The following is a 14512-nucleotide window of genomic DNA, read 5'->3' as shown; positions in this document are numbered from 1 at the left end:
GGTCGGCCGGCTGAGCCGCACCGGCCGACCCGGCCGGCGGCCGGCACCCCGTCGGGTGCCGGCCGCCGGGCCTGGCTGTCAGCGGGCAAGCCACTCCCGGTAGCTGGTGGTGGCGAGTACCGCGTCCCGCGGGGCAGTCAGCACATCTCCCCGCACCACACCGAAGATCCCGGCGGTGGGGTCGACCACGACCGTACGGGTGTCCCCCGTTGCGGCCAAGGCCACCCTGCCCCACTCGTCGAGCCGGAGCACCTCGGGGCCGGCGACGTTCTGGATGCCGTTACGCGGCGCGCCGACCGCCACCCGGGCCACCGCCTTCGCCACGTCGGCCGACGCCATCGGCTGCACCGGCGTGGCAGGCAGCCGCACGATTCCAGCGCGTGTCCGGCGCCCGCGTGCGCCGCGCCGAGCACGCCGCCGCCGCTCACCACCATGGCCACCGGGCGAGGCAGTGCGTCCAGGCCCGGAGGGTCCACCGTCGCGGGCAGCCGGCTGGCGGGCCGGCGTATGCCGGTGACACCCGTCCTCGGCGCTCGTCAACCGTCATGATCCACCTCTCACGATGATCGGAGTGGTCCTGTCGTCCGGGGACCGGGAGGGCACCTCGGTCCCCGGACGACAGGTCAGGCCGTGGTGCCGAGCGCCTGCCGAAGGACGGCGATCGCCTGCGCCGTCGCGCCCCTCGCCGCGTGGGTGTCCTTCAGCGGGTTGAGCATCATGAAGTCGTGGCAGATGCCGTCGTACCGGACGGTCGTGATCGGCACGCCCGCGGCGCGCAGCTTGGCCGCGTACGCCTCGCCCTCGTCACGCAGCACGTCGGCCTCGTCCACGCAGAGGTAGGCCGGGGGCAGTCCCCGCAGATCCTGCGGGGACGCGAGGTTCGGCGAGGCGGTGATCTCCGAGCGCACCGACGTGTCCGGAGCGTAGTTGTCCCAGAACCAGGCCATGCCCTTCGCCGTCAGGAACGGGCCGTCCCGGAACAGCTGGTACGACTCGGTGTCCTGCCGTGCATCGGTCACCGGGTAGTACATCGACTGGTGCACGAAGCTCACGTCGCCGCGCCGCTTGGCCAGGATGGTGACCGCCGCGGTCATGTTGCCGCCGACCGAGTCACCGGCGATCGCCATCCGGGCGGCGTCGAGCCCTTCATCGGCGCCCTTCTCCGTCACCCACCGCGCCGCGGCGTAGACCTGCTCGATCGCCACCGGATAGTGCGCGTCGGGCGACGGGGTGTACTCGACGAACACCACCGCCGCGCCGACACCGGCGGAGATCTCCCGTACCAGGCGGTCGTGCGTGCCGGCGTTGCCGAGCACCCAGCCGCCGCCGTGCACGTACACCACCACGGGCAGGGTGCCGGTGCTGCCCCGCGGCCGGACGATCCGCACCCGGACGTCGCCCACGGCGGCGGGCACCGTCACCCACCTCTCATCCACCGCGGGCGCGTCGACCGGGCCCGCCTGAACGTCGTCGAGCACCTTGCGCGCCTCGACCGGGGTCAACTCGTACAGCAGCGGGGGCTTCGCCGTCTCCGCCGCGAATTCCTGAGCCGCGGGCTCCAGCACGATCTCCGCCATCACACATCCTCCAGGTTCGTCGTGGGCTGTCGTCGGCCACGCTAGGCACGAGCAGTGCCGACCCAGTGCGGTTCAAGTGCGTGAACACTTCCGCGGTCGCCGGCGCCGACGGCCCGCTCGGCGTGGCCGAGGCCGGACAGCACTCGTGCGGCACTGGTCCGGCATCGCGTGAGCGCAGGGTGATCGTGCCGGTCCCGACTGCGCCGGGACCCACACCGACCAGACAGGAGACAGCCATGCGCATCACCACGCCGTCGACGGCCGGCGACGAGGCGACCGTCGCCCGCTGCGGAAGGGAGAGGTCCCGTGCTTGAGCTACGACCGGAGGTCGGTTGGATCGGCCTCGGTGACCTGGGTGCGCCGATGGCCCGCGCGGTCGCCGAAGCCGGCTATCCCCTGCACCTCTGGGCCCGCCGGGAAGCGTCGCTGACCGCCCTTGCCGGTCTCCCCTTCACCGCCCACGACACCGTCGCCGACCTGGGCGCGGTGTGTGACATCGTCGCGGTCTGCCTCGACGACGATCCGGACGTACGCGAGGTCGCCACGACCGGGGGGTTGCTGGCGTCCCTCGAACCCGGGGCGGTGCTCGTCAACCACGGCACCGGACTGCCGGCGTTCGCGGCCGAGCTGAGTGAGATCGCCTCGGCCCACCGGGTCGAGGTGCTCGACGCGCCGGTCAGCGGCGGACACGCCGCGGCGGTCGGGAAGCGGTTGACCATCACGGTCGGCGGGGACGCCGACGTGTTCACCTACGTACGTCCGCTCCTGCTCTCCTTCGCCACGACCGTCGCCCACCTCGGCGGTCCCGGGGCCGGCCAGCTCGGAAGGCTGCTGGACCACACGCTGCTGATGGCCAACCAGCAGAACCTCGCCGAGTTGTTCGAGGTCGCCGGACGACTCGGTGTCGACCTGCCCGCCCTGGTGGACGTCGTCCGCGCGGGCAACGGGTCCAGTGTCGCCCTCCAGTCGCTGGGCCGCACGGTCACCACGGAGAACGCCGAGCGCCTCAGGCGGCTCCAACTCGTCGACGTCGACCTCCACCGTAGGGCCGTCGCCGGGCTCGGCGGCGGCGACGAGCTCACCGAGCGGGCGATCGCCGGCGCGGAGGCGCTGCCGGGCCTCGTTCGTCGCCTGGCGGGGTGACGGTCGGCGGCCGGGCAGCGGGTGCTGCCCGGCCGCCGGCGTGCCGTACGGGTCATGGCGGCGCTGTCACCCGAGGGCCTCCAGCGCGGTCTCCACGACCCGGTGGAACGACGGGTAGGTGTCAGGCACATGCTGCCACGCCATCGAGTCGGGCTGTCCCGCGTCAGCACCGGGGCGTTTTCCGCGCCGCCGGCGGCGCCCCGTAGCCGCACCTCAGAAGTGGAGACCGAAAATGTCGGAAATCGTGCTGGACCGGCCGCCCAGCAGTTCGCTGATGCGACTGCGAAGCCGCCGTTCCTCTACGCCAGCTGACAGGCCGGCTCCAGTGTGTGCCCGTCGCCGGTCTCCGGCGGCGGGGCACGCACTGCCGTCGAGCAGCGCCTCCACGTAGGCGGCGTCACTGGCGACGCCCGCCGTCAGCAGTGTTCACGGAATGGCTCCGAACGTGTGGTGCGCCCACTCGACGAAGCTGATCCAAGCGATCTCGGGATGGTCGGCATGCAGCACGTCGATGTCGACCTGGTAGCCAGGCCCATTGAGGAACGCCAAGATCGCGTGCATATCCGGATTGCCGATCTCAGCCAACGGTACCCGCCCATGGGCGCATCTCCCGCCCCAGCACCGCTGCCATCTGGGTGGGGTGGGGGCATCGCTGGCGAGCTCGGTACGTCAGGTAACAGCCGCTCCGCGGCGTACGCGGCCGGACGCGTGGCTGGGTGCGACGAAGTGCCGCGGGTGGGCCGTGGACCGTCACTGCTCCGTCAGTGAACGCGCACTGGCGCTTCCTACCGTGATGACGGTGCAGGTTCTGCCTTTCGGGGCTTTCACAGGAATGGGATGCACATGTCACATCACCTCGACTCGCCGGCAGCTCGACGGGATCCTCGGCTCAACATCACCGATCAATACGTCTTCGACGACCTGGACGCGACCGCCTTCGTGGTGAACACGCGGACGTCGCTGGCCGGGGGCGCGGCCGTGGGCTTTCACGACGAGGCGCGCTACGAGATCCGGATTCACCTGGACGGTTCACCGGTGGAGAATCTGGCGTTCCGCTTCGTCTTCGACGCCGGCGGCGTGGACGACCAGACGTTTCGAGTGTTCCGGCTGGAGGGGGACGACGCGGCTGACGACGGCGCCGTGGGAGCGGAGATCGCCCGGTGCCGCACCGGGCAGCAGAACATGGGCGCCGGTGGTGTGCGGGTGTGGGCCGGCCGGGCCGCCGAGACCTTCTTCCTGGACCTCGGTCAACTCGCGGCGGTGGATCAACTCACGATCCACGGCAAGGACGCACCGATCACGGGTTTCCTACCCGGGACGGCGACCAACACGTTTGCGGGCTCCACGGTGCAGAGCATCGTGCTGCGGGTTCCGCACCACGATTCGCACCTGTTCGACGATCGGATGATCCGGGTGTGGAGCACGACCCGGCTCGCCACCGACGCGGGTGGTTGGCGGCAGACGAGCCGGGCCGGCATGCCGATGATCTGGCCGCTGTTCCGTGACGCCGACAGCGAGGCGGCCAGCGCCGCGAACGAAACCCATCCCGCGAACGACTGGGCAAGCTACTCCTCATCGATACGGAGTCAGGTCGCCGCGGCCGTCCGGCGGCTCGGCACCACCGCCCGTCCGGAGGCCTATGCCCTCGACGTGGTGCGACGCATCCTGCCCGACACCCTTCCGTACCAGGTCGGCACGCCCGCGGTGTTCGGTTTCACCGACATCAACGGTCGCGGGCTCGGCGACAACGCGCCGGAGGTGATGTTCTCGCTGGTCACCAATTCGGCAGTGGGCACCGGTCTACCGGCCGGACTGACCGAGGACGTCCGCAGCGCCACGTTCCCGTACGTGGTCCCGGGGTGAGGCGCGCAGGTCGCGGGGTCATGCCTCCGGGTCGGCGACGCGGGCCATAGCTCGCCAGGGCCGCCGCGGATGCGGTGATGGCGGGCTTCTCGTACCGCAGACGCAGCTCGCCGGCTCTCGGGTGGTGGAACGTCCGGACCTCACCGCCGGACCGGGAGACCCACGTCCGCCGGGCCGATCAGCTCCCGTCGGGCGCGCGGATATTCGCCGAGCCGGCCGGCCTTGGTCACCCGATCATCGTAGGTGCCACTCGTATGCCTGGTCCTCGCATTACCCCGAGAAGCGGAAACTCCGGCTGACTGCCGGGCGGCCCGGCACGGTGGTGAACATCAGCAGTCAACGCCTGAGGAGCGACATGACGCAGCGAATCGATACCCCGTTCGGCTTCGCCTCGACCGCCGCCGAGGTCGTCGAGGGGGTGGACCTCACCGGCCGGCGTGCGCTCGTCACCGGTGGTGCGGCGGGAATCGGCATCGAAACCGCCCGGGCCCTGGCGGGTGCCGGCGCGGAGGTCGTGCTGGCCGTACGGCGGCCCGTCGCCGGTGCGCAGGCCGCCGCCGACATCACCGCCAGCACCGGCAACGCCGGGGTGACCGTCCGTGAGCTGGACCTGGCCGACCAGGATTCTGTACGCCAGTTCGTGGCCGGATGGAACCAGCCGCTGCACGTCCTGGTCAACAACGCCGGGATCATGGCTCTGCCCGAACTGGAACGCAGCCCGCAGGGTTGGGAGATGCAGTTCGCCACGAACTTCATGGGGCATTTCGCCCTGACCGTCGGGTTGCACGACGCGTTGGCCGCCGCGCGGGGCGCCCGCGTGGTGTCGGTGGCCTCCACCGGACACCTGTTCTGCCCGGTGGTCTTCGACGACCTGCACTACCTGTTCCGGCCCTACGACCCGCTGACCGCGTACGCCCAGTCGAAGACCGCGAACGTCCTGCTGGCGGTGGCCGCGACGCGCCGCTGGGCGGACGACGGCATCTACGCCAACGCGTTGAACCCGGGGGCGATCGCCACCGGCCTGCAGAAGCACACCGGCGGGTTGCGGACACCGCCGGAGCGGCGTAAGACGCCGCAGCAGGGCGCCGCCACCTCGGTGCTGCTGGCTGCCTCACCGCTGCTCAACCACGTCGGCGGCCGGTACTTCGACGACTGCGCCGAGGCGCCGGTGGTCACCGAGCGCCTCGCCGACCACCGGGGCGTGGCGGACTACGCGCTCGATCCGGGAAACGCCGATCGGCTGTGGGACGTGGCGCTGAAGCTGGTCGGCTGAACCGCCCCTCACGGAAGGGGGATGACAATGACGAACGTGGGATTCATCGGGCTCGGTGACCAAGGCGCGCCGATGGCCCGGGCCGTCGCCGACGGCGGGTACGAGCTGCACCTATGGGCTCGCCGTCCGGCGTCGCTGACCATCCTGGAGGGCACGCCGTACAACGCGCACGACAGCGTCGCGAGTCTGGCCTCGGCAGTGGACGTCCTGCTGCTCTGCCTACGCGACGACGACGATGACATCGCCGACCTGCTCGACCAACGGAAGCTGCTGGACGGGCTACGGCCCGGAACCGTCGTGGTCAACCACGGCACCGGCGACCCGGGGGCTCGGGCGCGAACCCTGACCACCTTCGTCGGAGGCGAGGCGGCAGCGTACGAGCGGTGCCGGCCGATCTTCGAGACGTTCTCCCGCACCGTCGTGCGGATGGGACCGGTCGGCACCGGCCAGCTGACCAAGCTGCTGAACAACGCGATGACGATGAGCAACCTCAAGAACGCCGCCGGCCCGCATGCCTGGCAGACCATTCCCAGCCACTTCCTGGTGCCGACCGGGGACCGCAACATTCCGGCGGCGGTGCAGTACTTCATGGCCGACCGGGCGAAGGGTGCTACGTGGGCGGTCAGGGGCGCCTCGCACGCGGTGTTCTACTCCCAGCCGGAGATCACCGCGTCGTTCATCGAGAGGGCCGCCCGCCGCAACGGCTGATCGGGCCGGGGACATCACACGCGGGTGGTGGGTGGTCCGTCCACCACCCGCCGTCGGAGGAGGAAACAGGATGACGGGTAAGGCGAGGCACCGGGTAGTGATCGTCGGCGCCGGGTTCGGCGGGTTGTACGCCGCTCGGGCCCTGAAGCGGGCACCGGTCGACGTGACGCTGATCAACAACACCAACCACCACATCTTCGAGCCGCTGATCTATCAGGTGGCCGCGGGCATCCTCTCCCCCGGCGAGGTGGCGGTGTCCGTGCGGGAGGCGGTCAGGCGCCAGAAGAACCTCAGCTTCGTCCTCGGCACGGTGACGGACCTGGACCCACGTGGCCGCACGGTCACCGCACAGGCGGGTGACGGCGCCTCGGCCCATGTTCTGCCCTACGACACGCTGATCGTCGCCGCGGGCGCCACCCAGTCGTACTTCGGTCACGACGAGTTCGCCCCGTACGCGCCCGGCCTCAAGAGCGTCGACGACGCGCTGGAAATTCGTGGGCGAGTCTTCGGCGCCTTCGAGATGGCCGAACTCGCCGCCGATGCCGCCGAGCGGGAGCACTGGCTCACCTTCGCGGTGGTGGGCGGCGGGCCCACCGGCGTGGAGATGGCAGGCCAGATCGCCGAGATCGCCCACCGCGTCCTGCCGGGCCAGTACCGCCGCGTCGATCCCCGGCAGGCCCGGATCGTCCTGCTCGACGCCGTCGACCGCGTCCTGCCGACGTTCGATCCGCGGCTATCGGCCAAGGCTGAGCGCCGCCTGCGCGCTATCGGAGTGGATGTCCGCCTCGGCGCGCGGGTGGTCGGCCTCGACGCGCTCCACGTCGCATACGAGACGGCGGACGGTATGCGGTCACTGGACGCCATGACCAAGATCTGGGCCGCCGGCGTGTCCGGAACCGGCCTGGCCGCGCGCCTCGCGGCGGCCACCGGCGCCCCGACCGACCGGGTCGGTCGGATCCTCGTCGAGCCGGACCTCACGGTGCCCGGGCATCCCGAGATCTTCGTGCTGGGCGAGGCCATGAGCCTGGACCACCTGCCCGGCGTCGCCCAGGTCGCCATCCAGGGCGGCCGGTACGCGGGACGCCGGATCGCCCACCGTCTGACCGGCGCCGGTGCGCGTGCCGGGAAGCCGTTCGCCTACTTCGACAAGGGCAACCTGGCCGCAGTGTCCCGCTTCTTCGCGATCGCCGACCTCGGCCGCGTCCGGCTGGCTGGCGTCACCGGGTGGCTGATCTGGCACGGCGTGCACGTCTGGTACCTGTACGGCCTGCGCAACAAGACGACCGTGCTGCTGCGTTGGGCGGTCAGTTTCCTGGGCCGATCCCGCTCGGAGGCCGTCATCACCGCGCAACAGGTTGCCGCCCGCGACGCCCTGCGGCAGCGGGCGAGAGCCGGAGAACACGCCTGAGCCCGGCCGCGGGCGGTCGACACTCGGACGGCACTGCCAGCGCACTGCCGCTGCCTAGCGTCGGACGCACCGATCGCCCGCCACGGAAGGTGCCCCGACATGTCCACCGAAACACCGGTCCGGTCGGACGGTCTCCCCGAGTTCCTCGCCGCACGGGCTCGACTGCTGGCCATCGCGCAGCACATCGCCGGACGTCACGCCGACGCCGAGGACATCGTGCAGGACGCGTGGCTGCGGTGGCAGCGTGTCGACCGCAGCATCGTGGACAATCCGCCGGCCTTCCTCTCCCTCACGACGTGCCGGTTGTCGATCAGTGCGATCCGCTCGGCCCGGCGGCGGCCGTCCGTGCCAGCCGGCGACTGGCTGGAGAACCTGCCGGTACCGGACGAGGATCCCGCCCGCCTCGCCGAACGCGCCGAGGACGTGCGTACCGCCGTCGCCTTGCTCGCGAGCCTGCTGACGCCGCTGGAGCAGGTCGCCTACCTCCTGCGGGAGGCGTTCGGGTGGCCGTACCGACAGATCGGCACCGCCCTTGACCGCACCGACGGGTATGCCCGGCAGCTCACCTATCGGGCCCGGTCGCGCTTGGCGGCCGCGCGCGACTGCGCCGTGCCGCCCCGTACGCCGGACCAGCGATCGAAGTTGCTGACCGCGTTCCTGCACGCGTCGCGGACCGGTGACATGACCGCGCTGGTCGCCCTCACCGAGAAGTAGGCGGTGTCCGGCCCCGCCACCTCGGTGCGCCACCCACCGGACAGCAGGCAGCCATGCACATCACCACACCGTTCGGCGCGAGGTCGACGGCCGACGAGGTGTCTGGTGGCGACTTCCCGCCGGCATCTGTCAGCCGGCGGCCGGCGAGGATCAGCCCGGCGAGGCGCCAGCAGAGATAGCCTAGGCCCACGTACACCGGGCCGATGTAGATCGGTACGTGGACCAATTGCGGCCCCCCGGTGTAGTGGTAGTGGCCGAACGGGAAGCCGGTCTCCACACTGAGGTTCTCGTAGACGTTGCTGATCACCAGCGTCTCGACGAGGAAGAACAGCCATCCAGCCGTACCGGCGGACCCCGTCGATCAACGCCACCGGTGCCGCCAGCAACAGCACCGGGAGAATGGCCGCTCTGCCGGTGGTGACGAGCGGCAGCGCCAGCGCCAGCACCGCCGCGAGGCCGGCCAGGGCCCAGGTGACCGCGGACCAGCGGGATCTCATGCCGACCGCCGAGCGCTCGCCGTGGCGCCGGGCTCCGCCTGCCGCGCGAGATAGAGCAACGAGATCGCCAGGACGACCTCGACACCCAGTCCGGTACCGACGCCCAGCGCTGCCTCCGGCGAGAAGTGGGCGAAGTGCGTGACGTGGTAGAGGAAATGCGCGCCCGCGTAGACCAGGTAGCCGGTGAGCGCCGCCGTGACGACCGTGTGCTGGAGGGCCCGGGCGGCGAGGAAGAGCACGGCGGCCAGCGCCAGGCCCAGGCCGCCGACATCGGACACCAGATGCTCGTTGTACGGCGGATCGAGCTGCACCGTGGGGAAGTCGTCGTAGAAGGAGCGTGGGAACGCGTACTGCCAGACGGAGACGAGGGTCTGCAGGCCGGACAACGTGAACAGCCCGCCGCGCAGCCATTTCCGCTTGGCGAGGACGGAAGCACCGGAAGATGGAGTGGTCATGCCGTCAAGACGCCAGGGTCCGCGCATCTGTTACTCCGCGGCGCCCGCGGTCGGCGGGCGACCTCCAGGGCTGACGCCGTGGCGCGCCGGCCTACCGGCTGAACTCGGCGACCGTGGCGCCGAGCACCTGCGCCAACTCGGTACGTGAGGTGATACCCAGCTTGGGAAAGACGCGGTAGAGGTGTGAACCGATCGTTCGAGGCGACAGGTACAACCGCTGGCCGATGTCGCGGTTGGTGAAGCCTTGGGCAGCGAGCGCGGCGATCTGCATCTCCTGGGGGGTAAGCCGGTCGACCCCGCCGGCCTGGGGGGCGGCGACACGTTCACCGGAGGCCCGCAACTGCGCGCGGGCGAGTTCGCTCCACGGCCCCAGACCGAGTGCGTCATAGGTCCGCATCGCGGCCCGCAGCTGCTGCCGGCTCTCCGGCAGCCGGCGCCGCCGGCGTAGCGACCGTCCGTACGCCAACTGCAGGTGCGCCCGACCAGCCGCACCGACTTCGTCCGCGCTGAGGGCCTGGTGGAACGCCTCGTCGGCCCGTTCGTCGTCGGCGCGGACGGCGGCGGCGTAGCGCAGGCCGGCCACCAGCGCGGGAAATCCTGACTGCTCGGCCACCGGGGCCAACTCCCGGACCAGGGCGTCGAGTTCCTCGTGCCGGCCCGCCCGGACAGCGGCCTCAGCAAGGTACTCGACGAGAAAGAGCCGGAAGTGAACGTGGAAGCCGGGCGCGCCGGCCGTGCAGATCGCCCGTAGCTGCTCGTACGCCTCCTCGGGGCGCTTGCCACCGAGCGCCGTGATCCCGCGCGCGAGCCGCACGAGGATCAGCACCTCGACGGCGTCCAGCGGCATCAGGATCTGCTCCGCCTCGGCGGCCAGGGTCTCGGCGGCGGCGACGTCGCCGCGCAGCCCCGCCGCCGCAGCGCCCAGTATCTGCCCCACCGGAACGGACAACGGCTGGCCGGTGTCCGGTGCCAGCCGGGTTGCTTCATCGGCGCAGGCCGCGGCCAGGCGTGCGTCTCCGAGCAGCAGCGCCGCGAGGCTCTGCGAGGTGAGCAGGTGCACCAGCAGGGTCAGCTGCCCGGAGTCACGCAGGGCGGCGATCGCCCTGGCCTGCAGGCGAAGCGAGAGGCTCAGGTCGCCGGCGACCTGAGCCGCGAGGCCGACCTGATAGAGGCCGACGGGGCCGAGCGCCGACGTGTCGACGCCGCGCAGCCGCCGTAACACCGACGCCCCGCGCTCGACCGGCTTCAACATCGCCTCGGCATGCAGTCGTCGCGGATCGTCCGCCGGTATCGGCAGCCGGTCGACGATGTCCGCCAGCGCCGCGCGCAGCGGGTCGCTGAGGTCACCCGACCAGTAGAAGCGCGTGGCGACCTCCCCGATGCTGACCAGGGCCTGCTCGTAGTCGGTGGCGACGGCCGCAGCCGTCTCGGTCATAATCGACACCTCCGCTTCGGTGCCCCAGCCGCCCTCGAGGTAACTGCCCCGCAACAGCGTGAGGAGCAGCCGGGACGGGGCGTCCAGCCGACTCGGTTCGATGAGCCGGAAGAGGCGTCCCACCTCCTGCGCGTCGCCCAGGTCAGCGGCGGCGACGAGCGCGGCCATCAGTCGCCGCTGCCGCCGGTCCGGTGCCACGGTGAGCTCGGCGGCGCGCAGGAACATCCGGTGCGCGACGGCGCCGCTGCCCCGGTCGCGCATCGGGTGGGCCGCGTTCTCCAGGTCCGTGGCGATTCGTTCGTCAGGTTCGTCGGCTGCGGCCGCCCGGTGCCAGGCGCGCCGTTCCGGGCGGTCGGCGGTCAGCGTGGCCAGCGCACGGTGACATGACCGGCGCACCTGGGCGTCGGCTGTCTGGCTGATCGCGGACCGGATCAGGGGGTGCCGGAACCGCACCGGCTGTCTGGCATCGAGGGGTTCGATGATCCTGGCCGCCGCGGCGGCTTCCAGGTCCGACTGGTCCACTGGGTGGCCCGCCACCGCGCTGGCGGCGGTCAGCACCTCGTCCAGGCCGCCGTCCCCCAGGGCCGCCACGACGAGGGCCTGCCGGGTGGGTGTGGGCAGCGCCGCGGCCCGCGCGGCGAAGGTCTGCGTCAACCGCTCGGTGAGCGGCACCTCGTCGGGGGCCGTCGACGAGGGCGAACGGTCGGGGGTCCGGGCCAGTTCGGCCAGCGCGAGCGGGTTTCCGCCGGACTCCCGCAGAATGCGATGCCGTCCCGCGGCATTGAGGTGCGGCGCGTGCGCTCGCAGGATCCGGTCCGCCGCCGAAGGATCCAGCGGCGGCAGCGCGATCGTGGGTATGTCGGCGGCAAACGCTGGGTGGCTTTCTGAATCGTCCCGGTACGCACCGATGAGGACGACGGGATCCGAGGCGATCCGCCGGCCGACGAAGGACAGCACGACGGTGGAGGTCGGGTCCGCATGATGCAGGTCGTCGACCACGAGCACCACCGGCGCCTGCTCGGCAAGGGTGGTGGTGAGTTCCAGCGTGGCCCGCGCGACCGCGTACGGTGCCGCCGCGCTGCCGGCGTCCCGCAGCAGGTCTTCGAGGATGGCGAACCGGGCGGCCTCGGCTGCCACGGGGCCGAGCAACTGACCGAGCATCGAGTGACCGAGCGCGTACTCGGCTTGCGCGCCCGACCCGGTCAGCACGCGGGCACCGGCGGCCAGCGCCGCCTCGACGGCACGACCCAACAGCGCCGTCTTTCCGATGCCGGCCGGCCCCCGCAGTAGCAACGCGCCGCCACGGCCCGCCACACCGTTGCGGATCAGCGCGTGCAGCCTCGCGAGCTCCTCGTCGCGGCCCGGCAGGAGGTCGGTCACGTGCCGACCTTACAAGCACCGGCACCCGCGAACGGACCGTCGGTGACCTAGCCATTTGAGTCACGCTCGCCGCCGACGCAGTCGCGCGACTGATGACCTGGGTGCCGGCGACGGCCAGTCTCGTAGTGGGCGCGGGACGGCGTCGATCGCCTCAGCGAAGGTCGGCCGGTTGGCCCCTTTCGCGGGATGAAAGGAGTGTGACAGTTGTGCGTTTCACTATCCTCGGCCCGGTCGGTGCCCGGCGTGGTGACGTCGAAGTTGATCTCGGTGGTCGTCAGCAGCGACTCGTGCTCGCACTGCTGCTGGTCCGCCACGGATCGGTGGTCACCCTCGCCGAGCTGGTCGACACGCTCTGGGGCCAGGATCCGCCCACCAGCGCCGCCAATGTCATCCATCGGCACATCGGCCTGCTGCGGCGGATCATCGAACCGGATCTGCCGGTGCGGGCCGTCGGTGCGTACCTCGTCAGGCAGGCGGCTGGTTACCAACTGCGGGTCGACGAGGACGGCGTCGACCTGCTCCGCTTCCGTCGTCTCGCGGCCGAAGCCAGGCGCGCTGACGAGCCCGGCCACGCGGTCGCGCGCTACGCCGAGGCGCTGGCCCTGTGGCGCGGTTCCTGCGCGGCGGGCCTGGCACCGGACCTACGCCGCCAGCCCGCCTTCGCCGCGATCGACGCCGAGCGGGCCCAGGTGGTCCGGGACGCCGCCGATGTCGCCCTGCTCACCGACGACGTGCGGCGGGTGATCCCGGCGCTGCGCCAGGCAATCGACCGGGATCCGCTCGACGAGGCACTACGGGCCCGCCTGGTGCTGGCGCTGGCGGCGGACGGCCGGCAGGCCGAGGCGCTGGCAAGCTTCCAGGAGATCCGCCAACGGCTCAGCGTCGAGCTCGGAATGGACCCGAGTCACGAGCTGAGCGAGGCCTACCAGCGCGTGCTGCACCAGCGGTTCAGGGCTGCCACCATCCACCGGGGCGGGCATCCGTCGGCGGGCGGAAAGGAAGAGATCCGGTCGGTGGAGCCGCCTTGCACACCGGCTCAGCTGCCGCCGGGCCACCCCTTCTTCAGCGGCCGCGCGGACGTCCTGGCGCGCGCCGAGCTGTTACTCGACGAGGACCGGCGGCAGGGGCGGGCCACCGTGGCCCTGGCGATCGACGGCATGCCGGGCATCGGCAAGACCACGTTCGCGATTCAGCTGGGGCACCGTCTCGCCTCCCGGTACCCGGACGGGCAGCTCTACGCCGACCTGCGCGGTTGCAGCGCGGAGGGGGCGGCGATGAGCCCCGGCGAGGCGCTCCGGGGGTTTCTCAGCTCCCTCGGCGTTCCGGAGGGGGCGATGCCGACCGACCTGCACGCGCTGGCCGGCCGCTATCGCAGCATTCTCGCCGGCCGCCGGATCCTGATCGTGCTGGACAACTGCCGGGACTTCGAGCAGGTGCGACATCTGCTTCCCGGCGCCCCAGGCTGCCTGGCCATCGTGACCAGCCGGCAGCGCAGCATCGGACTGATCAGTACCGCCGGCGCCCATCCCCTGCCACTGACCCTGCCCTCGGCCGACGAGGCGCGGGAACATCTGGTGCGGTGCCTGGGCAGCGCGCGGGTCGCCGCGGATCCGACAGCGGTCGAGGAGATCATCATCCGCAGCGGTCGGCTGCCGCTGGCCGTCGCGAAGGTGGCCGCCCGGGCCGCCGCGCGCCCAGACCTGCCGCTCGCGGCGATCGCCGCCCTCGCCGCCGTGGACCACCGTCGGGTCGGGGAGGCTGTGGCCGAACCGGCCGGGCGTAAGCGTGCCCACGGCCGGTCCGGCGGAGCTGAGCTGCACGATCAGCTGCGGGCGTACACCGCCGGCCGCGGGTACGAGACGGACCACCATGAGGCTGCGCCGAGACCCACCCGACTCCGGGCGCCCAGGCGGGATACGGTCGCCGTCCGGGAGCGTCGGCCGGCGCATCCCGGCTCCGCCCCGCATCCGTCGCGGGAGCGGCGGTGACGACGACGGCGGTTGACGACCGCGCGGTGCACCGCCCGGCCGATGGACGTCCGGCCGGGGCCCGGGAGACA

12 protein-coding genes and 1 pseudogene are annotated in these 14512 nt (G+C 71.8%); 7 read left to right on the top strand and 6 right to left on the bottom strand.

What is annotated here, in order from left to right:
• Positions 1–78 precede the first annotated feature (78 nt).
• On the bottom strand, positions 79–339 hold the full coding sequence (locus tag C1I93_RS01275) for an NmrA family transcriptional regulator (RefSeq protein ID WP_223256385.1): 261 nt from the start codon (positions 337–339) through the stop codon (positions 79–81).
• A gap of 284 nt (positions 340–623) precedes the next feature.
• On the bottom strand, positions 624–1577 hold the full coding sequence (locus tag C1I93_RS01270; protein ID WP_111241313.1) for an alpha/beta hydrolase: 954 nt from the start codon (positions 1575–1577) through the stop codon (positions 624–626).
• Between the two features lie 306 nt (positions 1578–1883).
• Between C1I93_RS01270 and C1I93_RS01265 the strand changes: the two genes are divergently transcribed.
• A complete protein-coding gene (locus tag C1I93_RS01265; RefSeq protein ID WP_111241312.1) occupies positions 1884–2720 on the top strand; it encodes an NAD(P)-dependent oxidoreductase in 837 nt (278 codons plus the stop codon).
• Positions 2721–3146: 426 nt separating this feature from the next.
• On the opposite strand, the gene C1I93_RS31305 is transcribed toward C1I93_RS01265, so the two are convergent.
• Complete coding sequence (locus C1I93_RS31305; protein ID WP_181444958.1) at positions 3147–3305, bottom strand: hypothetical protein; 159 nt, start codon at positions 3303–3305, stop codon at positions 3147–3149.
• Positions 3306–3563: 258 nt separating this feature from the next.
• On the opposite strand from C1I93_RS31305, the gene C1I93_RS01260 reads away from it, so the two are divergent.
• The 5 genes from C1I93_RS01260 (at position 3564) to C1I93_RS01240 (ending at position 8686) form a co-directional block, all read left to right on the top strand.
• A complete protein-coding gene (locus C1I93_RS01260) occupies positions 3564–4583 on the top strand; it encodes a DUF4331 family protein (protein WP_181444957.1) in 1020 nt (339 codons plus the stop codon).
• A gap of 355 nt (positions 4584–4938) precedes the next feature.
• Complete coding sequence (locus tag C1I93_RS01255; RefSeq protein ID WP_111241310.1) at positions 4939–5856, top strand: SDR family NAD(P)-dependent oxidoreductase; 918 nt, start codon at positions 4939–4941, stop codon at positions 5854–5856.
• A gap of 27 nt (positions 5857–5883) precedes the next feature.
• Complete coding sequence (locus C1I93_RS01250; protein ID WP_212808383.1) at positions 5884–6564, top strand: NAD(P)-binding domain-containing protein; 681 nt, start codon at positions 5884–5886, stop codon at positions 6562–6564.
• Between the two features lie 70 nt (positions 6565–6634).
• On the top strand, positions 6635–7972 hold the full coding sequence (locus C1I93_RS01245; protein WP_111241308.1) for an NAD(P)/FAD-dependent oxidoreductase: 1338 nt from the start codon (positions 6635–6637) through the stop codon (positions 7970–7972).
• A gap of 99 nt (positions 7973–8071) precedes the next feature.
• Entirely contained in the window at positions 8072–8686 is a 615-nt protein-coding gene (locus C1I93_RS01240) for a sigma-70 family RNA polymerase sigma factor (RefSeq protein WP_111241307.1), read from the top strand.
• On the opposite strand, the pseudogene C1I93_RS01235 reads toward C1I93_RS01240, so the two are convergent.
• From C1I93_RS01235 to C1I93_RS01225, 3 genes and pseudogenes are all read right to left on the bottom strand, one after another.
• A pseudogene (locus tag C1I93_RS01235) lies at positions 8673–9020 on the bottom strand (carotenoid biosynthesis protein); the annotation flags it as partial. The gene C1I93_RS01240 and the pseudogene C1I93_RS01235 overlap by 14 nt on opposite strands.
• A gap of 159 nt (positions 9021–9179) precedes the next feature.
• Positions 9180–9638, bottom strand: coding sequence for a hypothetical protein (locus C1I93_RS01230; RefSeq protein ID WP_111241305.1), 459 nt, complete (start codon positions 9636–9638; stop codon positions 9180–9182).
• Between the two features lie 91 nt (positions 9639–9729).
• On the bottom strand, positions 9730–12453 hold the full coding sequence (locus C1I93_RS01225; RefSeq protein WP_111241304.1) for a helix-turn-helix transcriptional regulator: 2724 nt from the start codon (positions 12451–12453) through the stop codon (positions 9730–9732).
• Positions 12454–12659: 206 nt separating this feature from the next.
• Here C1I93_RS01225 and C1I93_RS01220 point away from each other — a divergent pair, with 206 nt between their 5' ends.
• Positions 12660–14441, top strand: a complete 1782-nt coding sequence (locus C1I93_RS01220; protein ID WP_181444955.1) for an AfsR/SARP family transcriptional regulator — start codon at positions 12660–12662, stop codon at positions 14439–14441.
• Positions 14442–14512 lie beyond the last annotated feature (71 nt).

Source organism: Micromonospora endophytica (genome assembly GCF_003236305.1).
In the GTDB taxonomy this organism is placed as follows: domain Bacteria; phylum Actinomycetota; class Actinomycetes; order Mycobacteriales; family Micromonosporaceae; genus Micromonospora; species Micromonospora endophytica.
This window is presented reverse-complemented; position numbering and strand designations above follow the sequence as displayed.

Bases quoted from the DNA above. Each gene is read 5' to 3' on its own strand.
- C1I93_RS01275 (WP_223256385.1), bottom strand. From the start codon at position 339: ATGGCGTCGGCCGACGTGGCGAAGGCGGTGGCCCGGGTGGCGGTCGGC.
- C1I93_RS01270 (WP_111241313.1), bottom strand. From the start codon at position 1,577: ATGGCGGAGATCGTGCTGGAGCCCGCGGCTCAGGAATTCGCGGCGGAG.
- C1I93_RS01260 (WP_181444957.1), top strand. From the start codon at position 3,564: ATGTCACATCACCTCGACTCGCCGGCAGCTCGACGGGATCCTCGGCTC.
- C1I93_RS01255 (WP_111241310.1), top strand. From the start codon at position 4,939: ATGACGCAGCGAATCGATACCCCGTTCGGCTTCGCCTCGACCGCCGCC.
- C1I93_RS01250 (WP_212808383.1), top strand. From the start codon at position 5,884: ATGACGAACGTGGGATTCATCGGGCTCGGTGACCAAGGCGCGCCGATG.
- C1I93_RS01245 (WP_111241308.1), top strand. From the start codon at position 6,635: ATGACGGGTAAGGCGAGGCACCGGGTAGTGATCGTCGGCGCCGGGTTC.
- C1I93_RS01240 (WP_111241307.1), top strand. From the start codon at position 8,072: ATGTCCACCGAAACACCGGTCCGGTCGGACGGTCTCCCCGAGTTCCTC.
- C1I93_RS01230 (WP_111241305.1), bottom strand. From the start codon at position 9,638: ATGACCACTCCATCTTCCGGTGCTTCCGTCCTCGCCAAGCGGAAATGG.